Origin of the sequence: Flavobacterium stagni (assembly GCF_004122105.1) — a bacterium.
Taxonomy (GTDB): domain Bacteria; phylum Bacteroidota; class Bacteroidia; order Flavobacteriales; family Flavobacteriaceae; genus Flavobacterium; species Flavobacterium stagni.
Window position 1 is genome coordinate 146833 of record NZ_SBKN01000005.1, and the last position, 26921, is coordinate 173753.

Sequence of the window (26921 nt, forward strand, 5' to 3'; positions counted from 1 at the left end):
ATGGATTATGAGTTATGAATGAAGTGCTGGTTGTATAATAGTTGCATCGACACATTGCCACATTGTCTAATTGTCACATTAAAAAAGGCCATCATTACTGACAGCCTTTTTTTATTTAATTATAAAATCAACATCGCATCTCCGTAGGAGTAGAAACGGTATTTTTCTTTTACAGCCTCTTCATAGGCTTTTTTCATTAAGTCATGCCCACAAAACGCAGAAATCATCATTAACAAGGTTGATTTTGGTGTGTGGAAATTGGTTACCATACAATTGGCAATACTAAAATCATACGGTGGGAAGATGAACTTGTTCGTCCAACCGTCATACGGATTTAAGGTTCTGTTGGAAGAAACCGAACTTTCAATGGCACGCATTGAAGTAGTACCGATACAACAAACGCGTTTCTTGTTTTCGATGGCTTTATTCACCACGTCACAAGCTTCTTGGGTGATGCGTAACTCTTCCGAATCCATTTTATGTTTGGACAAATCTTCTACTTCAACAGGGTTGAAAGTTCCTAAACCAACGTGCAATGTAACTTCTGCAAAGTTGATTCCTTTGATTTCCAAACGTTTTAATAAATGCTTAGAAAAGTGTAAACCAGCAGTTGGCGCTGCTACCGCACCTTCTTCTTTAGCATAGATGGTTTGGTAACGCTCCGCATCCTCTTCCGTTACTTCACGGTTGATGTATTTTGGGATGGGTGTTTCACCCAATTCTTTTAATTTGTAACGGAACTCTTCATAGGAACCGTCGTACAAGAAACGTAGGGTACGTCCACGAGAAGTGGTGTTATCAATTACTTCAGCAACTAACGAATCGTCATCACCGAAATACAATTTATTACCGATACGAATTTTACGAGCAGGATCTACTAATACATCCCATAAACGTTGCTCTGCATTCAATTCACGTAACAAGAAAACTTCGATACGCGCACCTGTTTTTTCCTTGTTTCCGTACATACGAGCAGGGAAAACTTTGGTATTGTTCAAAATCATCACATCACCGTCGTCAAAATAGTTGATAATGTCTTTAAACAACTTGTGTTCGATTTGACCTGTACTACGGTGCACCACCATCAAGCGTGATTCGTCACGGTTTTCAGCTGGAAATTCCGCTAACAACTCTTGAGGGAGATTAAAATTAAAATGGGATAACTTCATTGTTTCTAGTGTATTAGTTTACATGGATTGCCTAGTAGCAAACGGGTGCAAATATACTATTGGCAAAAGGGCGTTGTCAAGTAAATTGGGATTTATTTTTGTAAAGCCTTTATTTACTTGCAACACCCTTGAAAAAACTAAAACTACTCGACTACTTTACTATTACTTTATTGACAAAAACATTTCTTTCAGCGTCTACAGTTTTAATGATATACATTCCTGAATCCAATCCAGAAACATCGATTTGGTTTTGATTTGAAGTGAGCACCAATTGACCTTGAAGAGTCGATACTTCAACCATTTGTATGGGATATTGTCCTTCAATCGTTATTACATCTTGAGCAGGATTTGGATAAACTCGTAAGGAAGATTGATTTTCAAAATTTTGATTGGTCAATGAATTATTAACATATAACCCTGTTACTTCAGCAGCAGTAATCGGATAATTATAAATCTTTAAGTCGTCAATTGCACCATTGAATGTCCCACTTCCTGTAAACGACCCAAGATAGAAGGTATTGTCATCAAAAGCGGTAAACAAATTAAAAGCATTACTCCCGATTAAGGTGCCATTTCGATATATACGAACGGTTGTTCCATCATAAGTAAACACAAAATGATTCCATTCATTGGCGGGAACGGTTTGTGGCACAGAAAATCCGTTACTAAAACTCACAAAATCTAATGCATTCGAATAATTAACACATGCAAAGGCCATATCCGTTAAAATACCTCCGTAACTAAAAGGATAAGCTCCATTAGGCACCGCATTATATTTTACCCAAAGAGATACAGTACGCGTTGATCCATCAATAGGTAATCCAGTAATCTGCGCCAAAGTATTCCCGTTGGTTAAATTCAACGCTGCATTTGCATTTCCGTTACGATCAGAGGTGAAACCAGTTCCTGCATTGGACACAAAGGGTTGGTTAGCAGCTAATGAAGCGTAGGTTGCATCGAACGAATATTCCCCTATAGTTTGTTTTGTCCCTGTTGTAAAACTATCTGTTGTGGTGGTAGTTGTTCCTTCAGCGTTGGTGATTTCTAATTTATAATAGTAAATGGTGTTTTCCAACAAACCATTTATTATAGCTCCAAAATAATTTCCTGAAATAGAAATTGCATTTTGCTGACTAGTTAAGGCATTACTTATTGTACCGTATTTCACTACCACACTAGTAATTGCCGACCCATTTCCGTTTAACTCTGCATATAGAGTGGCGTTGATAGCTGCTGGTTTTTTTGTAATAGTATTGACAATTGGTAGTTGGGGAGCTGTTAATGAATTGTAGTTGTATAAATTGGAAATTTGAGTATCCTGCAATGCATAATTATAAACTTTCAAGTCATCAATAGCACCATTAAAAGAAACTTCTCCACCAACCCCAATTCCAAGTTTGAAAATATCGTTATTATTTAACGTATTCCATTGCAGTTGTGCCGTGGAAAGCAATTGCCCATTCTTATAAATCTTTGCATTTGTTCCATCATATACATAAGTGAAATAGTACCATGTATTAACAGTGTTTGTGCTACTGCCAAATGTGTTATTTGCAAAACCAAAAAACTCAACGCGATTATCTCTAAAAGATCCACCGCAGGCATTACTAGTTGAAGATTGACCATACGAAAAAGTCATATTATACGGACTTTGCATCGTATTTACTTTTGCCCAAAACGAAATAGTTCGCGCAGCATTTCCATAGGGTAAATTGGGAATAGATGCTGTCGAACCTGAATTCACAATATTTAAAGCGCTTGCGGCATTGCCATTTCTATCGGCTACAAATGATGTTCCGGCATTACTTGAAAAAGGCGTATTCCCATTAATATTATTGTAGGTATTATTAAAGTTATATTCTGCTACAGTAACGTTTGCTGGAGGAATTCCATCATTATAAATCAAGGTAACTTCAGCAGCCGTTAAAGCTCTGTTGTAAATCAACATATCATCATAGGCACCACTAAAGTGTGAACTTGTTGGATTATTCAATAAACTACCCAAATAAAAATTAGTAGCAAAGGTATTTAAACCAATATTGCCTTGATTCACCAACACCCCATTGATGTATATACTCGATTGTGAATTGGTTGTGTTGTAAGTAACCACTACATGTTTCCAACCATTTACTTGCATCGTAGAAGAAGCCGATACATTGCTGGAATAGGTAAAATTATATACCGTAGTTGGATTAAATGAAGCTCCATAAATTTGTGTTCCTGATCCTGTGCCGTATGTAAAAATTATATTATCCGCATTTACTTCTGAAGGTTTAATCCAAACACTAACACTTCTACTCTCATTTACAGTAGGCAAATTAGTTAAATTAGTACTGATTAATTGTCCATAGACTTTAGCAATTGCTCGATTAGCATTACCAAAACGATTCGAAGTGTAGCTAATTGTAGAATTTGAGGTAAACGTATTTGTTCCCGCCTCGCTGGTTGGCGTTCCATCAAATTTAAAATTATACAATAGTCCGTTGGTAGGAATTTGCGCATGAACAAATGGTCCACAACATAGTAGGAATAAAGCAAGTAGTTTTGATTTCATATTCAAAAAGATTTAAAATAGCATTCAAAACTAGTGCGATTCCTACTCCAGTATAGTAATGAGTTAACGAAACCCATTTTCGGGTTAACCAATCCTCTTAATAGACACTTTGTTAATCGAAATCAGGGTTTTATTAACTTCGAGAACATCCCTTAACGTAAAAAACTATCTTTGTCGAGATGCTCAACTACAGGCCCATATTACTTTTCCTTTTGTTTTTTTTGTCTTTATCCTATTCGGGTAGTGGGCAAAATCACCCGTTTTATTATACCATAAATAAAAGTAACGGACTCCCATCGAATACCGTTTATGATATTTTTCAAGACAAACAAGGTTATATGTGGTTTGCAACCGAACTCGGCATTTGTCGTTTTGATGGAAAAGTATATGAAACATATACCGAAAACTCTGCCCTTTCAAAAACGGGTTCTTGTATTAAAGAAGATGCTTTAGGGCGTATATGGTATAGCAATTTTGACGGCAACTTATTTTACATCGAACAAAATCAATTGCATGCTTTCAATAATAAAAACACGATTGGATTTGTGAAATTTTGTCTTTTTGAAAAAAACCTAATTGTCATTGAGAAAAATGGGATTATGGTTTATGATATCAAGACTTTAAAGCCAATGAAACGTATCCCGCTTTCAACACAAAAACTTATTACTGCCTACTCCAACGCCAACCATCTGTGGATTTTGGCTGATCAATTTTACACGCTTGATCCCCAATTAAAACTTCGAAGTCAAAAGTTACCTACTCACTTTTTATCCGATTTCCCAGCTGCAATTATGCAAGAGCGCTCAAACGGCTTGTTATTAGTATCAAAGTATGCCAAACATTTTTATACTTATGAAAATGGAACGTTTACAAAACATATTATTAAAGAGCATTTAAATTTTATACAAAATATTGGATTCGACCATCAATCCAATTGGATTTGTACCACACAGGGCGTCATTAAGTATACTGGAAATGATATTGTTTCCAAAAACAACTATTTCAAAGATTTCAACATTTCTTATGTATACAAAGATCGCAGTGGAAATTATTGGTTTTCTACAATTAATGAAGGACTATTGTTGGTTCCTGAAATTCAGAACCAATTTATACCCTTTTCACATAAGCCCAATGTGATTACAATTGATGGAACTCAATTATTTGTAGGCACAACCGATGATCATATATTTAAATTTAATCTACCTAATTTTCAACCTCATCCTTTTTATGAAGGAAAAACAAATCATGAAGTGTATTTTTTAAACTATGATCCACTACTTAAAAAATGTTTTTTTACCTCAAATACATTTAAAAGTTGTTCCCTTAATAAAACTAATGAAATCAATGAAATTATAGCCATAAAAGATATAGACCGAGTAGATAACACCCTCTATTCTTATGCGGCGAGTGGGAATTGCGGACTTTTAAGAGTAAGTAATACTCCAAGTCCGATGGATAAATTTATTCAAAAAAAAGGGCTAAATACCGAAGGGAAAGATAATTTACTGCGTATTTTGATTGCTAATGTTCAAGGAAAATCAACCACTTTCAATCCTTTAAATCAAACGATTTACTTTGCAACAAACAAAGGTCTTTTTGCTTTTAAAGACTTAAAAAAAACAGCGCTACTATGGAATAGCAAACCCCTTTTATTAAAAAAAATAAAAACAATTAACGGAATTACGTATGGCTTAACGGGTGATAGTAAATTAATCAAAATTGATGTAAACAATCGAATCGCCGAACTTTCAACCTCCCGTCTTACCCATCAAGAAGCCATTGAAAAAATCAAATTTATCGGCTCAAACATTTACCTATTTACGTCACAAAGTATTTTTGAATGGAATGTCAATTCTTCTTTTTCAAAAAAAATTTTCACCTTAAATCCCGAATTTGAAGTTAGCGATCTTGACCGCTTTAACAGCCAATACATTTTAGCGACCAATCATGGCTTTTTACTTATTCATTCGCAAGCAACAACAAGAGGTGCACTCCCAAAATTCAATTTAAATTATATTCAAATCAACGATACTGCCATCGCTCCTTCTCAATTACAAACGTTACAGTATAACCAAAACAAACTAAGATTTAATTACTCCATCCTTTCTTTTATTCCTAATCAAAAAAACAAGTTATTTTACAAACTCAATGATGAGCCATGGCAACTATTGGATGAGGAAAGTAGAAATTTTACCCTCAGTGCACTTGCTCCTGGAAAATATACACTTCAATTTAAAATAGTTTACGACAATCAATCCTCTGCTCCTGTGCAAATCCAATTTGAAATTGAAAAACCTTTTTGGCTTACCTTTTGGTTTTATGGTTTTGTACTACTAATCATTTTAGGACTTTTTTATTGGGGCTTTCAATGGCAATTGAAAAAAATAAAAAAACGCAACCAACTTTTAATCGACAAAATCAATCTAGAAAAAAACGTCAACCAGTCAAAACTAAAAGCGATTAAATCCCAAATGAATCCGCACTTCTTTTACAATGCGCTGAACACCATTCAATCGTTTATCTTGGCTAATGAAAAAAAACAGGCGGTGAATTATTTGTCTAAATTTTCATCCCTAACCCGAATGATTTTGGAAATGTCAGACAAAGAAGTGATTTCTATCGCTGAAGAAATTAAAGCACTGTCCCTGTATCTTGAAATTGAGAAGGCGCGTTTTGAAGAGGATTTTAGTTACCAAATACAAACCGATTCTTCTTTGGATACTGAGACTCTAAAAATCCCTACCTTGCTCATTCAGCCCTATGTTGAAAATGCAATCAAACATGGCTTACTGCATAAATCGGGTCCGAAAATCTTACACTTGGACTTTGCCCTTGTTGATCATCAAATCGTAATCACAATCGATGATAACGGTGTAGGCCGACAAAAAAGCAGTGAATTGAATCAAATAAAAAATAGAAAACATAAAAGCTTTGCTACAGAAGCATTACAAAATCGAATCAGTCTTTGGAACCTGTATCACAACCAACCTATTCAACTGGAAATTAGTGATAAAATAAGTGCAAATGGAATCGCACTAGGCACTTTTGTTCAACTTAAAATACCCTATTCTTCATAAAATGAAAGCACTACTTATAGACGATGAAAAAAGAGCACGCGTAAACTTGCAATTATTACTGGAAGAATACTGCCCCCAAATCACTATTGTTGCCGAAGTTGAAAATCTAGCCGAAGGAGTCAAAGCTATTCGAAAACACCAACCCGATTTGGTATTTCTTGACATCGAAATGCCAGGACATAGCGGACTCGAACTCTTGGATTTTTTTAATGAAGAGGAAATTAATTTTGGAATCATATTTACTACAGCTTATAACGAATATGCGATTCAGGCGTTTAAATTTTCTGCTATCGACTATTTGCTTAAACCTATCAATCCCGAAGAGCTAACCGCAGCTGTGGAACGTTTTGAAAAACAACTTTACAGTAAGGAAAGTTTAAAACTTTTGAAAGCTAATATTCAAAAAGAGCAACTGGATCGTATCGCTGTTCCTAACGGCAATTCTTTACTCTTTCTAGACATTACGGATATTATGTACATCAAAGGTGATGGTGCCTACTCGGATCTATTCATGTCCAATGGCGTAAAACATACGGTAAGTCGGAATTTAAAAAACTTTGAAGAACTCTTTCAAGAGGAAACAAATTTACTCCGGATTCACAAATCTTATATGGTTAACATGGCCTATACCGTAGCATTTCACAAGGCAGATGGCGGAAGTTTGGAGTTAAAAAATGGCACACATCTTCCCGTATCCTCGGAAAAATCTCAATTCATTTTGGAAAAAATCCAAATCGTTAAGCGTTAATCTTCTGTAGTTGAATTCCCACTTGCTCCAAATCATCCCAAAAGGAAGGATACGATTTAGAAACCACCTCTGCATCATGAATGACAATCGGGACTTTTAAAGCTAAAGGAGCAAATGCCATTGCCATTCTGTGATCTTGGTAAGTAGCAATTCCAACACCTTCATTAATTGTTGTGGTAGCGTCTAAAAGCAACTGTTCGTGGGTTACCGTTACCGTAGCGCCCAACTTTGACAATTCATTTTTCAAAGCTTCGAGACGGTCGGTTTCTTTAATCTTTAACGTATGTAAACCAGTTAAGGTACACGATATTCCAAGTCCGAAACACGTTACGGCAATCGTTTGTGCAATATCCGGTGCCCCTATTAAATTCGCCTCAAAATGACGAACGGGAGGCATGGCCACTTTGGTCAAACGAATTTGGTGATCAGCGAGAAACTCGGTTTCCACACTGAGTTGAGCATAGAGTGTGGCCAAAACATGATCGCCTTGTAAGCTTTTTGGATGATAACTCGACAAAGTAACTTGTGTTCCTACTTTTGACAACGCAATCAAACTGTACCAATAGGAAGCCGATGACCAATCGCTTTCCACCGTTAGTGTTTGGGTATCGCTATTTGAAATTTTTAAGGGAGCGACATGAATGTGGTTGCCTTCAAAAGTAGTCGTAACACCAATTTGATGCAACAAGGCCAACGTCATTTGGATGTAGGGCACCGAGGTAATTTCCCCTTCTAAGGTCAATTCAAGTCCGTGCTCCAAACTCGGCGCAATCAAAAGTAAAGCTGAAATATATTGACTACTTACATTTGCAGGCAATGTGACTTTGTGCTGTGTTAGTTTTTTTCCGTGAATTCGCAACGGTGGAAAACCTTGATTTCTTTCATAGGAAATATTCGCCCCCAACTGAATTAAGGCTTCCACAAGAATATGAATCGGACGTTCTTGCATGCGGGACGAACCCGTAATTACGACTTCCTTACCTTCTTGAATGGCAAAAAAAGCAGTCAAAAATCGCATCGCGGTTCCAGCATGATGGACATCAATATGAAGTACGTCTTGATTATTGGTTTTTAATTGTTCTAAAGCCTTCAACATAACTTCAGAGTCATCGGAATTGGAGGCATTTTCAACGTTCAAATGCGGATACAAAGCTTGCAACAAACGCAAACGATTGGTTTCTGATTTGGAACCAGTAATCGTAATTTGCTTCCCGTTGAGCAACGTTGAATGAAGTAAATGATTAGTCATGTGCCGCGACAAATTTAAGTCCGATAATAGACAAAATTAAGGTACTTAAAAAGAAAACACGCCAAAAAGTAGCCGGTTCTTTAAACACAAAAATACCGACAAGCACACTCCCCACAGCGCCAATCCCGGTCCAAACCGCATACGCTGTTCCGATGGGAAGTTCTTTGGTGACTTTAACAAGCAAAACCATACTCAGTGTTAAACACACCAAAAAGCCAACGTACCACCCCACGGTAGCCGAGCCTTGTGCTTCTCGCGCTTTTCCAAGACAAGTCGCAAATCCGACTTCAAAGAGTCCGGCAATGATTAAAAGAAACCAGTTCAAGGAGTGAGGAATTATGAATTATGAGTTATGAATTATGAGTTATGAGTTATGAAATACTAGTCACTAGTCACTACTTCAACTTCTCATTATTATGATGACGGTCGTGATCGCGTTGGGTTTTTAAGTCCATTTTCTTATCAAAAGCGGCTTGCAAATCAACGCCTGTTTGATTGGCCAAACAAAGTACAACAAAAACGACGTCGGCGAGTTCTTCCCCTAAATCTTTATTTTTATCGCTTTCTTTTTCGGATTGTTCTCCATAACGGCGGGCGATTATACGAGCCACTTCACCCACTTCTTCGGTCAATTGCGCCATATTGGTGAGTTCGTTAAAATAGCGAACCCCGTGATTTTTGATCCAGTTATCGACGTCTAATTGTGCATTTTTTAAATCCATATTTATTGTTTTATCAAAACGATTTTCTCCGTTTCTTTAGAAACCACCAAAGTTAGGAATTCTTTGAGGGATGGAAACAAATCTGGAGAAAATTCAGCTTGATTACAATCTAAGGTTCGAATCACTGTCATTTGATTTCCATTAACAGCGATTACAAATTTGTAAGACATTGCGTTATCAGGCAATGAAAATGCAACATCCTTGGGAAAAGATTGAATCGAATATCCCTCTGGTATTGTAAAAACTACGGTTGCCTTTTCTCTATTGGGATATGAAAAATGAACAGGATATTCTCGAGTATCGGATTTAAAAGGATTTTCAATGATACTTTGAAACAATAAAGGTGAAATTAAAAGTTTGTCACCAATACTTTCAATATATTTATGAGATTTAAATTCAAACAATTCCTCCGCTACAACTTTATCTTTTAGGTCATTTAAACCATAATTAGTTATTTCATCTAAATGCCATTTTTTCTCTTTTTGCTGTGTCCAATTATCTTTATCACTAGCTGAATAATCTGCAAGAACGTCCCAACATTTATAATCAGTATAAATACATTTTACTTGGCCACTTAAAGACCCATCCTTATCCACCTTTGTAAGAATTGAGGTGTTTTTTAAAGATAGTGTGCTTGGCATTAAGTTAACCGTTTCAACATTCCCATTTGCATAAAACATTTGCCCTTTATCATTAAGTGCCATAGTGGGCAATAAAGTAGATGTCCCCGCATGTTGTGAGGCATCCAAAAGATAAAGTTGATTCTCTAATTTTACACCTACAACAACATAATTAAAATACGAATAACTTGGAAAAGTAATCGCCCCATTTTCTCGGGTACTTAACAAAACGGGGTGGGCATCGAACCCTCCCATTCGTAAAAAAGAAATTAGAATTAGATTAATGTCCGCAACAGAGCCTGAACGTTTTTGATAAGCTTCATCTAAGGGCTGTGAACTAAAATAACCTTTGTTTTTATTCCATGAAATTTGTTTCTTCACCCACTCAAAAATAGCTAACATAAACTCTTTGGGTTGTAAATTATCATTAGCTATTCGATTAAAATCATCAATATAGTAATCGGAATTTTGTAATGCTTTTCCAAACTTTTCATGTTCATTTAGCATTTTAGCGACATCACTCCAAGTTGTGGCATACTTTTTTTGAGGTTCATCGGGAAACTGAACGGATTCTAATTCTAATGCAATTTTTGAGTAATAATCATTAATATCATTTGTAAATGGCTCTTCTTTGAGTGCTGGAATATTCTTTAATTCTGCCTCATTAACCACTTGATTAAATTGTAGATAGTAGTCACTATTTGCTCTTGAACTTCCAACTTTTGCAACATAGTTTATTGAATTTTGGTTGACTTTACTTCTTAAATCAAATTCTAATTTACCAAATCGAATTATTTTGTAAGTAAAGAATAAAGGGATTTCAATTTTTAATTTTGCCGCAGCTACTGGAATAGCATGTTGTAATTGCATTAAGTCAATCGATTGAATATCCTGTGAACGAATTTCATAGTTTAATTCAATAATTGAACCCACTTTTACACTCGGAAAAGCGACTATCTTTTTAGCCCAAAACTCATTTGTTTTTATATCAACACGACCTTCAGAAGTGACTTTTTGACGAACAATTTCCCCGTCAATTAAATTATATGTATATCCTTTAACATTCGTTACAACATCTTTATTAAGCGTCTTATAGCCAACATAATAGGGTATTGTAATGTCCGCCCAAGATAGCCCTTCAAGTTTGTATATTTTTAACTTTAGGGTATATTCAGCTACAATAGAAAAACCCGTTTCAGCATTGTAATCAAATTTTAATTTACAAGTTTTAAATAAAAAAGCTGCAGAAGCTGTAGAATCAGCTGGATAAAACTTTTCTTCCAACTGACTCTTGGTAACTTTATCTAGATTGTATTGTGCTATCGTAAGTAAAGGCACAAAAAAGACTAGAAATACAAATCGCAATTTCATGTATTAATTTTTCTTCAAAACGATCTTTTCAGTTTGTAACCGCACTAATTCAGCCATTAATTCCTTTAAAATCACATACTCATCCGCTAGAATAACTGCACTATTGATATCAAAAGTCATGATGATTTGGATGTTTCTATCATCATTTGTTATGTTAAATTTAAAACTTGCTTTATTGTCAGGCATAGAAAACGCTTTTGGCTTTGGCATGGATTCTACGCTATATCCTTCAGGAATCGTCAAGGCTACCATATATCGATTTTGATTTGGATATAGGAAATCTACTGGAAATTCTCGACTATCTTGTTTAAAAGGGTTTTCATGAAGGGTTTGAAATAAAAGCGGATTGACGTATAATTTCCCTCCAATTATTTCTACAGAATTGTTATCATCAAATTCAAATCCCTCCACAATTGGCTGCGCCAAATCCTTCACATTCTGTACGGAGTAGTTTTGAATTTCGATCCCTTTATTATTTTTTTCAATTCGATCCATATGGCTATCAGTTGTTAGTCCACCATAATTCGATCTAAAACGGAAAGCATCATAATCATAATACATCTCTTTCAATTTTCCTTTTACTTTTCCGGTTTCATCAATTGTAGCCATCATGGTAATCATATCTTTTGATATAAATTCGGGGGACAAACTGATGAGTGTATTAGTTCCATCTTTTTGTATCATACGCCCCATCCAATTTAAATCACGAGTAGGGAGAATATTAGGCATCGCATTTTTATCTGTGGCATCTAATAAATATAATTTATCTTGAAATGTCACTCCACAAATGACATAATTAAAAGCTGTCCGACTGGGAAATAATGCAATACCATTGCTTCGTGTACTTAAAATGATTGGATTGGCGTTTAATCCAATAAAACGCATCATTGAGGTAAGCATTAAATTTATTTCGGCTGTATTTCCTTTTTGGTTTTGGTAGGCTTTTCGAACACCGTCATTACACGAATACCCAATAAATTCATCCCAATTCATACGGGATTTTACAAAATTAAAGAGTAAGGCAATTTTTTCTTCTGGATCTGTGACATCTTTTAAAAGCGTCTCGACATCTTTTTCATAATAGCCTGACTTATTCAATTCGCTCCCGAAATTATCGTTTTCATAGATTTGTTTTGCAACGGTATCCCAATCGGTTGCAAAATTTTTAAATGGTTGTCCAGGGTAACGAGTACTCGCCAACTCATGGATCAACGCTGAACGGTAGTTGTCAATATTATTGGTATACGGTTCATCTTTTAAGGCCTGAATATTTTCTAACACATACGTTGTTATAGCTTCATTAAATGACATGGAATTTTGCTCTCTACCGGTTAATGTAGATTTATCCAACATATTTACACTTGAAAATTGGATGGTACGTTGTTTTCCATTTGTGGTTTTTAAAGGACTCAAAAATCCTTTAATATATAAATTGTACTGGAAATATTCAGGAATATAAGTCGTATATTCCGAATACATTACGGGGATATCTTTTTGAAAATCCCAAGTCGGAAAATTTTGAATATATTCTGAGGTAATGGTTACTTTGTATTCGATAATCGAACCTTCTTTTACATTCGGCATGGTGATTTTTTTCACTGCCCAAAATTTATTTAGGTCTTCGCGAAATTCGCCATCACTCGATAATTTTGTTTTTTCAACTTTACCATTCACCAAATTATAGGTTGCGGCTTTACTGTATATCACTTGTTCAGCATTGGCACTCCCTCCAATGTAATATCTTTCTGCGTGATTGGCATAATCATAACCCTCTTTTTTATAAATTTTTATTTTGGTCATAATTTCCGTAACAATTCGAAATCCTTCATCCGCAGAATAAACAAAAGAAGTTTTTGCTTCATTAAATAAAATAGCCGCAGGAGCTGATGAATCTATGGGACAAACTTTCTCACTCAATTCTTGTACAGTAACTTTTCCCAAATCAAATTTTTGAGCTTGAAGTGAGATTCCAATAAAAAGGAAGGCGATGAAAACAATTTTTTTCATGTTGGTTAGGCTTTAATTAATAATAATTTTGTTCCGTCATAACGGGCTATTTGTTCGCGGAATTTTCTAAAATTTTCATATTCTGATTTGTCAAATGTCCCTTTTTTTACAAGTAAACTTCTACTTACATTGAGCTTATTTGAACTAATTTCTTTTATCGTTAAGGTATAGGTTCCAAACTTATCTTCCACTTTTACAGGTTCAGGAATGGCCTCACATTTTAATCCTTGTGGCAATTCAATGGTATAATTTTCTTCATCGTAAAATCCTCTTGAAATCTCTAAAGGAAATTTACGATTGCGGTAGCGTTGTGGAATCGATGTCAATTGATTTAAAGGATTCACAAGAAAAGTCAAATACCCCCCGTTATTGCGAATGTAATCCGTAGCTGTGAAGAATAACTCTTCCGTAAATTCAACCTTTTCTTTATCGTCATTGTGCTTGTATTTTTCCACACTCAAGTTGGTTAACCACGAAAATTCTTCTTTGTAATCCTCAACAATTTCTTGTTTAGATTGCTGTTGGATATGGTTTTTCGCACTGTATTGCGTACCCGTACTTTTTCGGATAAAATCAGCGGACATTGTTCCGTCTTCGTTCAACTTTACGGCCCCTGAAATAAGTTGACTACTTAATTTTTCATTATAATTGTTTGTCCGTATCAGCTCACCTCCTTGTGGCTTTACTACTAAAGCCAATCTGTCATCGGTAAAATCACTTTGAAAACCAAATGGATTATCTTGGCTTGTACATTCAAGAAAGGTGTACTTTTTATCATTGGGCAAAGCCAATATCACATGGTTCCCTTGCATGGCTACAAAATCTTCCGATATATCGGCTTTCTCTCTACCCGCAAAAATGACCGTATAAAAGGATTCTACCCCAACGGCATTTAATAAAGATCGGGTATAATTTGTTAGTGCCTTACAATCCCCATAGCCCAATTTGTCAACATCTTTAGCCAACATAGGTTTCCAACCTCCAACACCCAACTGTATACTTACATACCGGGTTTTATTTTGGACATATTGGTAAATTCGCTGCGCTTTTTCAAGATCTGTTTTGGCCCCTTTCACCAAATCTTTCATTTTTGCTACAGTTTCCTCTGGCAATTCATCGGTTTCTTTTAAAAGTGTATTATACACCCAAATACCATGATCTTTCCACGTTTTCGCATCTCCATAAACACCAACTAAATTAAATTTATCCAAAGCAAATCGCACCATCGGCAATATTTTGGATTTGGAAGGTGTATAATCTTCTGGTTTTATGGCATTTAAATTTTCAATTTGTAATTCTAATTTCCCTGGAGTTAAGTTCTTTTGTAAAGTCAATCCCTCAAAATTGAATTCTTTAAAATTCAATTGCAAATCTGTGGGATACAAATAAGTTATTTTGGATTTTTGAACGCTTTCATAAAAGTCGTTAATGGGTGACCAAACGGGTAAAAAAGCGGTATTATTCGATTTTACTTCGCTTTCAAAAACAATAGTAAAAGGATATTCAGTAGGGGTATAATCCAAATAAAGCACACGATCGTCTGTCAATATTGAATAACCATCCGCAACACTTTGATCTTTAAAATCTGATGTTTTAATTTTTTTTAATTCTTTACCTAAGGCATTGTACACTACAGCACTTATAGCATTAATTTTCTCTGAAGAACTGTAATGTTCGTTGGCATCCAGATTATTTAATCCTTTAACATTTAACACGGTTAATACCTCGCGTTTTTTTATAATGTACGATTTTTGAGACACGATTTCGACAAGAATTTCTTGCTCACGCACCACACTATTTGCTGTTTCTTTCAGATTGTCCGAAATAGCTAAGGTAGAATAGGTATTGTTTTGTGCATATAATGTTTGCACCGCTACGAATAGCATTAGGAGAAATGGCTTATACATACTATAATTTTTCTCAAATATAAAATATTAAGAAAAATTAACAAGCATTATTCTTTATTTTTTGTGTCAATAATTAGGGTAACGGGGCCGTCGTTAAGCAATCGCACTTTCATATCCGCACCAAAGACACCCGTACCAATTTTTTTGCCTAATTCCTTTTCCATTTGTTGAATAAACGCTTCATATAACGGAATAGCTTGTTCAGGTCGTGCCGCGCGGATGTAAGAGGGCCGGTTGCCTTTTTTGGTCAGGGCGTGTAAGGTAAACTGACTCACCACGATACAATCGCCATCCGCCTCTTTCACCGAGACATTCATCACTCCCTTTTCATCTCCAAAAATGCGCAAATTGGTAATCTTTGCCGCCAACCAATTCACATCTTCTTGCGTGTCAGCTTCTTCAATACCTAAAAGCACCAAAACGCCCGATTGTATTTCGGAAACACATTTTTCCTCAACTGTAACCGATGCTTGTGAAACTCTTTGGATGACCGCGCGCATGATGAATTATTTTGAATTTTGAATGATAAATTTTGAGTTATGAGTTACAGTAGTAATACCAGTTATTTACATTTAAAAGGTTTGATCAGTGACCACTGATTTCTGTTTACTGATCACTGTTTACTGATCACTGCAAATTCCGCCGTTCCTCTGCATACTGATCCCCGCGGTAGTGTTCTTCTTCTCCTTCTAAAATTTGAATATAACTTCGGTACCTTGACCAGGCAATTTTATCAGCGTCTAAAGCTTTTTTAACCGCGCAATGGGGTTCTTCTTTATGCAAACAATTGTTGAATTTACAGTCTTCTTTCAAGGCAAAAAACTCCGGAAAATAATCCCCCACCTCTTGCGGCTCCATATCAACTACACCAAACCCACGGATTCCAGGCGTATCAATGATTTTAGACCCAAACGACAAATCAAACATTTCGGCAAAAGTCGTGGTATGTTGCCCTTGTTGATGGGAGTCGGATATCGCTGACGTACGTAAATCTAAAGTAGGTTCTAACGCATTGACCAACGTCGATTTCCCCACCCCAGAATGGCCGGAGAACATACACACTTTATCCTGCATCATCGCTTTTAATTCTTCCAACCCCTTATGTTCTAGTGCAGAAACACGCAAACAGGTATAGCCAATCTGACTATAGACATACTGTAAATACAGCTGTTCGTCTAAAGCCGCCTCATCATAGGTATCGATTTTATTGAAAATCAGCACCGCCTCTATACCATACGCTTCTGCAGTGACCAAAAATCGGTCGATAAAAGAAGTCGTTGTCGTGGGATTATTGATGGTCACCAATAAAAAAACAACATCGATATTCGAAGCAATAATATGGACTTGCTTGGAAAGGTTGACCGATTTCCGAATAATGTAATTCTTGCGATCGTGGATGTGGTGGATTTGACCCATGGTTTCATCCGTGGATTGATCCAATTCAAAATCAACAACATCGCCTACCGCAATGGGATTGGTACTCTTGATTCCTTTAATCCGGAATTTCCCTTTGATACGGCAATCGTAAACTTCGCCCGTTGCGGTTTTTACGGTGTAATAACTCCCCGTTGATTTATAAACCCATCCTGTCATGATGCAAAATTACATTTTATCCTTTCTAAACATAAAAAAAAGCTGTTTTTCAACAGCTTTCTTATTTTTTAATCTTCTAAAATCATTCGACCTAACTTATCATTCGATTTTCGGGAAGCATAAATAATAAATTCTCTTTCGCTTTTACGGCAATAGACACCGGGGCGAATCACCAATTCATTTTTTATCACCTCATCAGGATCTTTTCTGGACATGTTTCCTTGGTTATCAAACACAAACAAAGAAGGAACTGCATTGTTGTAATTCCCCATGGAGCGAATTTCCTCAATATTGGTTACCCCTTTATTTTTCACGTGATCATTGATCAAAATATTCAGCTGTCCATTTTTGTAAATCGGAATAAAACTTAAGTATTCCGGACCTTTACCCATCATCGCTACAGGGATAGACATTCCTAATGCCACATTATAACTCCCTGACGCACCTCCTGCAAATAAATTCACAGACATAGCAGTAATGGTAGCCGATTGTTCTTTGGGCACCACATTACCCCACTCAAAAGTTCCATCTGGACGTAAACTGGTTACAATAATTTCGTTGGTGATGTAGGTAATCGGTTGAAATCCTAAGGGGCCAATTCCTTGACGCTGTCCAAAAACAACCATTTGGTATTCAGACAAAACAATCAAACCGCCATCGTTCTTTTCGATAATTGTTTGAATGTTATATAACGGCTTCACGTCTTTTCCTTTTTTGGCACGACGCTCACCGATTAATTTCACTTTTGTCGCATAATCAAATTCATTGAAAACACTTTTTCCAACGGTATTATCCGCCACATTGATGGTGATGTTGTAAATCCCTTTCAACTCTTTATTGGCTCTACCGCTTTCGCGAACGCTGGAAAAGAAACCGGTTAATTTCACTGTACCTTTATTGGTGGCCAACATTTTACAGTTGATGATTTCTTTATCTACAATGTCCACTTTCACCACGTCTTTTTTATAGCCGTTGGCTTTTTTGTACAAATGCAACTCTACTTTCTCAACTTTTTCTTTTTTCTTTTTATCGCGGTATCCTTCATTCACTACGATAAACACATCGTCATTCACATTAACGTCAAAATCAGAAATCGTAAACTCGTAATCTTTTTTGTTGTCGTCGTATTTCACAACATCTTCAACCGAAAAAAACGAAGCCATGTTTTCATCAAATAATTTGGTTTCGTATTTCATCGAATCTTCTTTTTCGAACAACGAAGTGTGCATCACTAATAACACTTGCTCATCAGGTGATTTGCGGAAATAGAATCCTCCACGATCCGATTTATTCGCCACTTTGGATTCAAACATCAACGTGGTTTTGGTCGACATTTTCCCTTTTTCATCAATGGGAATTGCAACTAAAGAGAATGTTTTATCGGAACGCACAAATACGCTTCCAATCACGTACAATTTATCATTCAACAATACCATTTCTTCAAAATCCAATTCTTTATCCTTTAATTCTGGAAAAATGATAGGATTCTTAGAAAGTTGTTTCATACTTCCTGATTCAAAAATCTTCAAAAAATAATCGGATTTTCCTTTCAAAACCAAAGCATATATTTTTCCTTTGGTTTCCCCTACAATCTTAACAATCTTACCACCGTCATCTGGGAGTTCCTCCCCGTAGGTCATGTTAATTTTCTCAATTTTGTTTTGTGCAGATACAAGCGTAGCACAACAGCATAGCAAAGCTGTCACTGCTACAGCAAATAGTTTTTTCATAAAAAGTTAATAATTAGAGGTTATTAAGACCACAATGATAAGGAATTATTTGGAGCAAAAAAAAATCCCCGCAGGGACTTTCTTATTCATTTTTATACACTTTTTCTTGATGCGAAATACTTTCTTGGTGAATTGCTTTGAAAAATTGAACGATGAATTCTTCACTTAATCCACGTTGTTCGCCTTCTTTCACCATGCGTTCCAAAATCTCATTCCAACGTTTGTTCTGTAAAACCGCGACATTTTTTGCCTTTTTCAACGCCCCAATATCTTCGGCCACTTTCATGCGTTGTCCAATCACATCCAATAATTTGGAATCGTAATCGTCAATTTTCACCCGTAATTTGGACAATTGCTGTAAATAATCGCCGTCAGCATCGTCTTCTTTTCGAATGACCAAATCAAAAATAATTTGCTTTAATCGCTCGGGAGTCACTTGCTGTGCCGCATCACTCCAGGCATTATCGGGGTCACAATGGGTTTCGATAATCATCCCATCGTAGTTGAAATCCAAAGCTTGTTGGGTCACTTGAAAAATCATATCGCGTTTCCCTGTGATGTGCGACGGATCGATAATCAACGGAATATCGGGATACTTGCTTTGAAAATCAATCGCAATTTGCCACTCGGGGTTGTTGCGGTACTTGGTCTTTTCATAGGTCGAAAAACCACGGTGAATCACGCCTAATTTCTTGATTCCCGCATTGTACAAGCGCTCTACCCCACCAATCCACAAGGCCAAATCGGGGTTTACCGGATTTTTGACCAAGACTATTTTATCGGTATTTTGCAAAGCGTCGGCAATTTCTTGAACGGCAAAAGGGTTTACCGTTGTACGCGCTCCAATCCACAACACATCAATATCGTGTTCCAAAGCCAATTTTACATGTGCTGCTGTAGCTACTTCTACTGCCATCAACAAACCCGTTTCGGCTTTCGCTTTTTGCAACCATTTCAATCCGATTTCACCAACGCCTTCAAATCCGCCTGGACGAGTACGGGGTTTCCAAATGCCTGCACGAAAAATCGACACTTTGGAATCTTGTAATTCACGGGCAATCTGCAGTACTTGATTTTCGGTTTCTGCGCTACAGGGTCCGGCAATTACCAACGGATGCGGCAATTGAAAATCATCCAGCCAGGTGCGCATTTTTTTATTATTTTCCATAGGACTTATTTTTTGATTCCGTTTAATATTTCTTTGATGCGATTGGTATGTTGCATTTCTTGATACAAGGCTTCATACTGATCGGCTTCCAATAATTCCCGAAATCGGGACAAATTTCGGATATATTCTTCTAATGTTGCCAATACATTAACTTTGTTTTGACCAAAAATGGGCGTCCACATGTCGGGCGAACTCTTTGCCAAGCGCACCGTACTTTCAAATCCACTGCCCGCCATGTCAAAAATGTCGCGTTCGTCTTGTTCTTTTTCGATGACGGTTTTGCCCAACATGAACGAACTAATATGTGACAAATGGGAGACGTAGGCAATGTGTTTGTCGTGCGACTGCGGGTCCATATACCGGATGCGCATGCCCAATTTCCGAAACAATTCCATCGCGCGTTCTTGCAACCCAAAGGCTGTTTTTTCCACTTCACAAATGATATTTGTTTTGCCTTCAAACAATCCTTGTAAGGCGGCGTTTGGTCCGGAAAACTCGGTTCCCGCAATGGGATGCGTTGCTAAAAAATTGCGTCGGTTGGGATGGTGTTGCACGGCTTCGCATAAGGGTTGCTTGGTCGAACCCACATCTAAGACTAAGGTGTTTTCGTTGACCAAATCCAAGACTTGGGGCACTACGGTAAGCGCTTTGTCCACAGGCACTGAAACAATCACCATATCCATTTGCGGAATTTCTTCCCATTTCCCTTCTCGGTTCACTAGACCGAGTTCGATTGCTTGTTCCACATGACCCGCATGGGCGTCCAATCCAATGATTTCCGCCTGATCCCAAATCAAACGGATATCTCGAGCGAGCGAACCGCCTATCAAACCAATTCCGATAACTGCTATTTTCATTTCCTAAATCGTTGGATTACTTCTTTAATTTTTTCTTCGGTCACACAGAGTGAAAACCGAATGTATCCATTTCCGTTGCTGCCAAAAATGATACCCGGGGTGATAAATACATGGTAATGGTACAACCATTCATCTATCAACGTCTCGGCGTCAATCCCCTCAGGCAACTTCGCCCAAACGAAGAGTCCGACCCCTTTTCTATCATACGAACACCCCAACAAATCGGCCAGTTGCCAAATCAGTTCGCGGCGTTTGCTGTAGACCTTATATTGTTGATTAAACCAATCGGATCCCAATGCCAAAGCGGCCACAGCGCCTTTTTGTATTCCTAAAAACATACCGCTATCCATGTTGCTTTTAACTTTTAAAACAGCATCAAGAAATTCGGGTTTCCCAACCGCCATACCTACACGCCAACCTGCCATATTAAAGGTTTTGCTGAGTGAATTGAGTTCGATAGCCACCTCGACCGCACCCTCACAATTAAAAATTGAAATTGGGTTGTGGTGCAACACAAAACTGTACGGATTGTCATTGACCAAAAGCAGTTGGTGTTTGCGTGCAAAATCGACCCATTGCTGCAACAATTCCAAACTTCCCGGCGCACCCGTGGGCATGTGGGGATAACCGATGACAATCATTTTTACTTTTGACAAATCCAATGCTTCCAAAGCGGCAAAGTTGGGCAACCAATCCTGCTCGGGTTGTAGGTCGTAATATACCGCCTCAGCCTGCACCAATTCTGTTACCGAGGCATACGTTGGATATCCCGGATTGGGCAACAATACTTGATCACCAGGGTTTAGAAACGCCATGGCGATGTGCAAAATCCCTTCTTTAGAACCCATTAAAGGCAAAAAATCAACGGGAACATCGGGAGCCAAATTAAATTGCGTTTCATAAAACCGACGCATGCCAGCGCGGAGTTCGGGTATCCCTTGATAACTCTGGTATTCGTGCGCTTTGGGAAGGGAAAGTGCCTCGACTAAGGCTTGTTGCACGGAAGGGTGCGGCGGCAGGTCGGGACTCCCAATGCCCATATTAATCACGGGGTGACCTTGAGCCACGAGGGCTTGAACTTCTTTCAATTTGCGCGAGAAGTAATATTCTTGTACGGATTGTAAGCGATCGGCGGGGGTAATCATGGTAATGTATTTTGGTAAATTCCTAATAATTTGAATGAAGAAGCCATTAGGTTGAGCAAGGCAGCGGCCTTTTCAAAATCGGCATAGTTTTCAAAGGTTACATCGACAAAAAAGGCGTAGGTAAACGGCGACTCGATTTTGGGCAGCGATTGAATTTTGGTAAGGTTCAAACGGCAATCGCTCATTACGTTAAGCACGGCTGCCAAACTCCCGCGTTGGTGGTGGAGTTCAAATTTCACCGACGCTTTATTGATGGTATTCGAAGGCGCATTGGGTTGGCGCGAAACGATGGCAAACCGCGTAAGGTTGTTGTTCACGGTTTGAATTTGTGGCGCGATGATTTCGAGGGCAAATAATTCAGCGGCTACCACACTTCCAATGGCGGCTATACCCTGTAATTGCTGCGCTTGAATGCGGCGGGCGGTTTCGGCAGTATCTTTATCTTCAACTAATTTAAGATGAGGGTGCTGTTTTAAAAACTCCATGCACTGGAGCAAGGCCATGGGATGGGAATGGACTTCTTGGAGGGAAGCCAACGACTGACCGGGTAGTGCCATCAGATTTTGTTGGATTTCCAAATACTGCTCACCGACAATATGAAAATCGTTACGATCAATCAGGGCGTAATTGGGCAACAATGCTCCGGCAATCGAATTTTCCAAGGCCATAACGGCTTGGGTAGCGTGACCACGTAGCAAACTGTCGGCAACGGCTTCAAACGACAGGCATTCCACCAACTCAAATACGTCTGGAAAATACGCAAGAGCGACTTGATGGTGGAACGAACCTTGAATTCCTTGTATGGCTATTTGTTGTTTCATGGGCAAAAAAAAAATCCCGATGGGAATCGGGATTTTCGTATGGTTGCTTAATTTTTTACTTCTTGACATAACACAATACCCATCCCTTTTCCTTCGGTGTGAAGAAATAAAAGAAATAATTAAAATAGGTAGTGAATGTGTTACGCATCAGCTCTGTTGTTTTTGCTAAAATATTTATTTTAATTCAATAAACAAAAAATAATCTAAATTAATTCCTCCAATACATTTTTAATTTGATGCTGTTGGATAGGTTTCACTAAATAATTACTAGATAAACTATATTTTTTTGCACGTAAGAGGTCTTCCTCATTATTGGAACTTGTCAATAGATAAATTGTGATTTTTTGATCAATAGAGATTTTCGTAAATTCATCCAAAAAATGCCATCCATCCCAAATTGGCATATTCAAATCCAAAAAAATAACTTCAGGCAACTTTGAATCATTGGTTAACAAACAAGTAAGTGTATCATACGCATCTTTACCGTCCCTACAGACTAGAATACGCTCTACAAAACCTGATAGCTCTACATATTTTTTGGTAATAAAAACATGCATCGGATCGTCATCAATGATACAGACTAAGTCAATTTTTCTCATACAATATTAGGGTTTTAAAAAAATTTTGAATGTTGTTCCTTGGTTTACTTCGCTTTCGACTTCAATTTTTCCACCCATACTTTCGATTTGATTCTTGGTGATAAATAAGCCAATACCTCTTGAATCTTCCCGATTGTGAAATTTTTTATACATTCCAAACAATTTATCGCCAAAACGATTTAAGTCAATTCCTACTCCATTATCCTCAAAACTAATTATTTTAAATTGTGGGGTTGTTTCTGTTTTAATTTTCAGATAGGCCTTTTTTTCATAATCACGATATTTGATAGCATTAGTGATAAAGTTTAAGACGATACTATCTACATAAACAGGCACTCCTTGGACCTCAAAATTTTCATCTACTTCATTAATTAATTGAAAATCGGATTGTTTTAATTGCAACAACAGACTATTTCTATTTTTCTCAATAAGGGTATACAAATTTACGGGGCAAAGTTGATGTTTAGTTAAATTAACTTTAACAATATCTGCTAAATCATCAACGGTTTGAACAAGACTTTTGGCTCCTTGCTTTAATAAATCAAATTGCTCATAATTATCAAGATGTGGCAATTCTAATCGCAATAATTCAATTATTCCTGAAATGCCACCACTATGTGAACGTAAATTATGAGATACTATTTGAGCAAAATTTTTAAGGCGATTATTTTGTTCTTCTGTAATGTTGAGCAAAGATTGAATTTCGTCAACTTTTTTGATTATAGTGATATCTGTAGCAATTCCAAGATAGCCCACAATTTCATGGTCAGTGGTAATCGCATTGACGGATAACAATACGGGTATTTCATTTTTATCTTTATCGATGTAAGTCCATTCTTTGGTAATGGGCATTCCAAGATTCACTTCATGAACAAAAACTTCAAAGCCATTGATTTGCTTTTTGTAATTCAAAGACAAGCGTTTACTTTCTTTCTTAACCTCCTCCTCTTTATGAATAATCAATGGGGTTTGCAAATTGATCATTTCCTCAGCACTGTAACCTAATAATTTTTCGGCTCCTGAATTAAAAAAAGTGATTTGACCAAGAGTATCCGTAGCAATTATGGAAACTTGAGTACTTGCATCTAATACCGCTTGAAAATTTGACAACGCTTCTTTCAATTTACGTTCCGCTTCTTTTTCAGTACTGATATCGCGTATAATGGACCAAATTCGCTTGTTACCATGAACATCGTTTACACAAACTCCCTGAAGTGCAACTGGATATCGTGTACCGTCTTTACGAATCAACTCTTTTTCATACAATTGATAGCTCCCTTTGGAGTCGAGTTCCGTTTTAGCTTTTGCATCAACAACCTGATACTCTGGCGGAGTAATATCTTGATTGTTTAAAAGTAAAAACTGAATTTTGGTATATCCTGACGGCTCTAACAATTTTTCATTGACATCAATAAAATTACCTGTTTCATAATCCATTAATGCAATACCAATTGGTGATAATTTATAGAAAGTATTCAGCAAATCTTGTTGATAGGCAATTTCAAACTCTTGTTTCTTTCGCTTTGAAATATCAATAATTTGAGAGATAAAATGAAGAATTGTGCCTTCAGTATCTTTGACCATTGAAACTGCTAAAATGATATAAACGATATGACCCTCTTTATGAAAATACCGCTTTTCCATCTGATAATGGTCGCGTTTTCCTTCAATTAATTCATTGAGATAAATCAAATCTTTTTGGAGATCATCGGGATGGGTAATATCTTGAAAAGTTCGCTTTAATAGTTCATCTTCAGAATACCCCAAAATGTTGCATAATTCTCGATTCACTTTAAGCCAATTTCCATTTAATCCGACCAAAGCCATACCGATGCCTGCACTTTCAAAATTACCTCGAAAGGCTTCTTCACTGACTTTTAACGCTAATTCATTTTGCTTTTTAATCGTAATATCTTGTCGTGTTCCATACATTAATAAAGGAGCACCTTCATTTGTCCATTCAAAAACTTTTCCGCGATCCAACACCCATATCCAATCCCCATTTTTATGTTGCACCCGCGCCTCAAACTCATAAAAATCTATTTTGTGTTGAAAACAATCGGATAACCGTTTTTTTGAGTTAATTAAATCCTGTGGATGAACAAGTTTATGCCACGTATCAATAGAAATTGGCGCTAACTCTTCTAACGTATATCCAGCAATAGCAGCCCAACGTTCATTAAACACAACCGCACCACTTTCTATATTCCACTCCCATGTTCCTGCATTGGTTCCATCTAAAACCGACTTATAGCGTCGATTATTATCCACTATTTCTTGGATTGGACGTCCTTCAGGAATGACAAACACCACCTCCCCATTTTCATCAAAAATAGGCTTCAAAGTAAATAGAATGGTGATCGGGGTTTTATCTTTTACCCAAACAACGACCTCGTATTCAATAACCTTCCCTTTAACCGCTTCAAAAAAGTTAGCTTTTAATTCTTCTTTTGTATTTTCTGAAATTTGCCACCAATAGCAATCCCAAAAGTACTTTCCAATAACATCTTCATGTGTAATCCCTGCCATAGTAATGGCAGTATCATTAGCTTCCAATAAAATACCATCTAGATTTAAAAATCCAATAAATGTAAATGTGGAATTAAAAATGGCCTTGAACTTTAACTCATTATTTTTTAATTCGGTAATATCTTGAAAACTTCCTATTAATTTTTCACCAACTTTTCGCCCTGTTGCTTTTACCCAACGTTGATTCCCTTTGGTAGTAATCAAAATACACTCTAACTGATAAGGAATATCGTGTTGAATACAGTTTGCGACTGCTTTTTCAATTTCCTCAACATAGTCGCGATGGTAAAATTGAATGCCGTTTTCCACAGTGATTGCAGTTTCATAGGGTAATTCATGAATCTGATATACAATGTCACTCCATACTATTTTACCCGAAGTCAAATCATATTCCCAAACCCCTATTTTATTGACTCGTTGTGTTTCTTCTAATAAATGATTTTTTGTGTCAATTTGATGAAGCAACTCCTCCCGCTCCAATAAATTTTTACGGTATTCAAATAATTTCACACACAAACTGGATAAGTTTTTTAACTTTTTTATTTGAACTTTGGAAAGTGATTTAGGATTATCGTCAATGGCACACAGTGTACCAATTGGATACCCATTTTTGGTGATCAATGGAAAACCAGCATAAAAAACTAAATTTGGCGCATCAACCACTAAAGGATTGTCATAAAACCGTTCATCTTCACGAGCATTTTCAATTAAAAAAGGTTCTTCAGGAGTGAGAATAGCATGCGCACATAATGAAATTTCACGAGGAGTCTCTTTAACTTCAAGACCTTGTCTTGACAAAAACCACTGTTTATCTTCAGTAATTAAAGAGATTAAGGATATCTTGGTACCACAAATCGTTGCCGCCATTGACGTAATCATATCAAACTCGTCTTGCTCGTCCAATCCAATTAATTGCAAACTCTTCAATTCATTCAATCGTTCATTTTCATAAGAAGGTGTAGGTGGAATCATCATGGCAATTAATTTAAACGCTTTGTAATTGACTAATTTACAAAAAATAGTCCTATTGTAAAAATAAGACTACAGTTTTAATA

General features: G+C 36.8%; 19 protein-coding genes. 2 read left to right on the forward strand and 17 right to left on the reverse strand.

The window, feature by feature from the left end; translation table 11 throughout:
• Positions 1-119 precede the first annotated feature (119 nt).
• Both queA and EQG61_RS09430 read right to left on the reverse strand, forming a co-directional pair.
• Positions 120-1169 (reverse strand): tRNA preQ1(34) S-adenosylmethionine ribosyltransferase-isomerase QueA, encoded by a 1050-nt coding sequence (queA, locus tag EQG61_RS09425; protein ID WP_129461666.1) that lies wholly within the window; start codon positions 1167-1169, stop codon positions 120-122.
• A 151-nt stretch (positions 1170-1320) separates the two neighbouring features.
• Positions 1321-3723: a LamG-like jellyroll fold domain-containing protein gene (locus EQG61_RS09430; RefSeq protein WP_129461667.1), complete on the reverse strand. Its 2403-nt coding sequence runs from the start codon at positions 3721-3723 to the stop codon at positions 1321-1323.
• A 179-nt stretch (positions 3724-3902) separates the two neighbouring features.
• Here EQG61_RS09430 and EQG61_RS09435 point away from each other — a divergent pair, with 179 nt between their 5' ends.
• Both EQG61_RS09435 and EQG61_RS09440 read left to right on the forward strand, forming a co-directional pair.
• Positions 3903-6800: a sensor histidine kinase gene (locus EQG61_RS09435; RefSeq protein WP_129461668.1), complete on the forward strand. Its 2898-nt coding sequence runs from the start codon at positions 3903-3905 to the stop codon at positions 6798-6800.
• A gap of 1 nt (position 6801) precedes the next feature.
• Positions 6802-7548: a LytR/AlgR family response regulator transcription factor gene (locus EQG61_RS09440; protein ID WP_129461669.1), complete on the forward strand. Its 747-nt coding sequence runs from the start codon at positions 6802-6804 to the stop codon at positions 7546-7548.
• Here EQG61_RS09440 and aroA read toward each other — a convergent pair.
• The 15 genes from aroA to EQG61_RS09515 all read right to left on the reverse strand — a co-directional run bounded on the left by aroA (position 7538) and on the right by EQG61_RS09515 (position 26733).
• A complete protein-coding gene (aroA, locus tag EQG61_RS09445) occupies positions 7538-8797 on the reverse strand; it encodes a 3-phosphoshikimate 1-carboxyvinyltransferase (protein ID WP_129461670.1) in 1260 nt (419 codons plus the stop codon). The two genes, EQG61_RS09440 and aroA, sit on opposite strands and share 11 nt — an antisense overlap.
• Positions 8790-9122: a DMT family transporter gene (locus EQG61_RS09450; protein ID WP_129461671.1), complete on the reverse strand. Its 333-nt coding sequence runs from the start codon at positions 9120-9122 to the stop codon at positions 8790-8792. Before EQG61_RS09450 ends, aroA begins: the two co-directional genes overlap by 8 nt.
• A 70-nt stretch (positions 9123-9192) precedes the next feature.
• Positions 9193-9519: a nucleotide pyrophosphohydrolase gene (locus EQG61_RS09455; RefSeq protein ID WP_129461672.1), complete on the reverse strand. Its 327-nt coding sequence runs from the start codon at positions 9517-9519 to the stop codon at positions 9193-9195.
• A 2-nt stretch (positions 9520-9521) separates the two neighbouring features.
• Positions 9522-11510, reverse strand: coding sequence for a transglutaminase domain-containing protein (locus EQG61_RS09460; protein WP_129461673.1), 1989 nt, complete (start codon positions 11508-11510; stop codon positions 9522-9524).
• Between the two features lie 3 nt (positions 11511-11513).
• Positions 11514-13517 (reverse strand): DUF3857 domain-containing protein, encoded by a 2004-nt coding sequence (locus tag EQG61_RS09465; protein WP_129461674.1) that lies wholly within the window; start codon positions 13515-13517, stop codon positions 11514-11516.
• A gap of 5 nt (positions 13518-13522) precedes the next feature.
• Entirely contained in the window at positions 13523-15424 is a 1902-nt protein-coding gene (locus EQG61_RS09470; RefSeq protein WP_129461675.1) for a DUF3857 domain-containing protein, read from the reverse strand.
• 47 nt (positions 15425-15471) lie between these two features.
• Complete coding sequence (gene dtd, locus EQG61_RS09475) at positions 15472-15924, reverse strand: D-aminoacyl-tRNA deacylase (protein WP_129461676.1); 453 nt, start codon at positions 15922-15924, stop codon at positions 15472-15474.
• Positions 15925-16051: 127 nt separating this feature from the next.
• Positions 16052-17017, reverse strand: coding sequence for a ribosome small subunit-dependent GTPase A (gene rsgA, locus EQG61_RS09480; RefSeq protein WP_129461677.1), 966 nt, complete (start codon positions 17015-17017; stop codon positions 16052-16054).
• A 68-nt stretch (positions 17018-17085) separates the two neighbouring features.
• Positions 17086-18747: a hypothetical protein gene (locus EQG61_RS09485; RefSeq protein WP_129461678.1), complete on the reverse strand. Its 1662-nt coding sequence runs from the start codon at positions 18745-18747 to the stop codon at positions 17086-17088.
• 82 nt (positions 18748-18829) lie between these two features.
• Positions 18830-19915, reverse strand: coding sequence for a bifunctional 3-deoxy-7-phosphoheptulonate synthase/chorismate mutase type II (locus EQG61_RS09490; protein WP_129461679.1), 1086 nt, complete (start codon positions 19913-19915; stop codon positions 18830-18832).
• 5 nt (positions 19916-19920) lie between these two features.
• The gene (locus tag EQG61_RS09495; protein WP_129461680.1) at positions 19921-20772 is read right to left on the reverse strand and encodes a prephenate dehydrogenase; all 852 of its coding nucleotides are present in this window, start codon (positions 20770-20772) and stop codon (positions 19921-19923) included.
• On the reverse strand, positions 20769-21917 hold the full coding sequence (locus tag EQG61_RS09500) for a pyridoxal phosphate-dependent aminotransferase (protein WP_129461681.1): 1149 nt from the start codon (positions 21915-21917) through the stop codon (positions 20769-20771). Before EQG61_RS09500 ends, EQG61_RS09495 begins: the two co-directional genes overlap by 4 nt.
• On the reverse strand, positions 21914-22738 hold the full coding sequence (locus tag EQG61_RS09505; RefSeq protein ID WP_129461682.1) for a prephenate dehydratase: 825 nt from the start codon (positions 22736-22738) through the stop codon (positions 21914-21916). Before EQG61_RS09505 ends, EQG61_RS09500 begins: the two co-directional genes overlap by 4 nt.
• A 203-nt stretch (positions 22739-22941) precedes the next feature.
• Positions 22942-23337 carry a response regulator gene (locus EQG61_RS09510; protein ID WP_129461683.1) on the reverse strand — a complete coding sequence of 132 codons (396 nt, stop codon included), beginning with the start codon at positions 23335-23337 and terminating at the stop codon, positions 22942-22944.
• A 6-nt stretch (positions 23338-23343) separates the two neighbouring features.
• Positions 23344-26733, reverse strand: coding sequence for a PAS domain S-box protein (locus EQG61_RS09515; protein ID WP_206733882.1), 3390 nt, complete (start codon positions 26731-26733; stop codon positions 23344-23346).
• Positions 26734-26921: the final 188 nt, after the last annotated feature.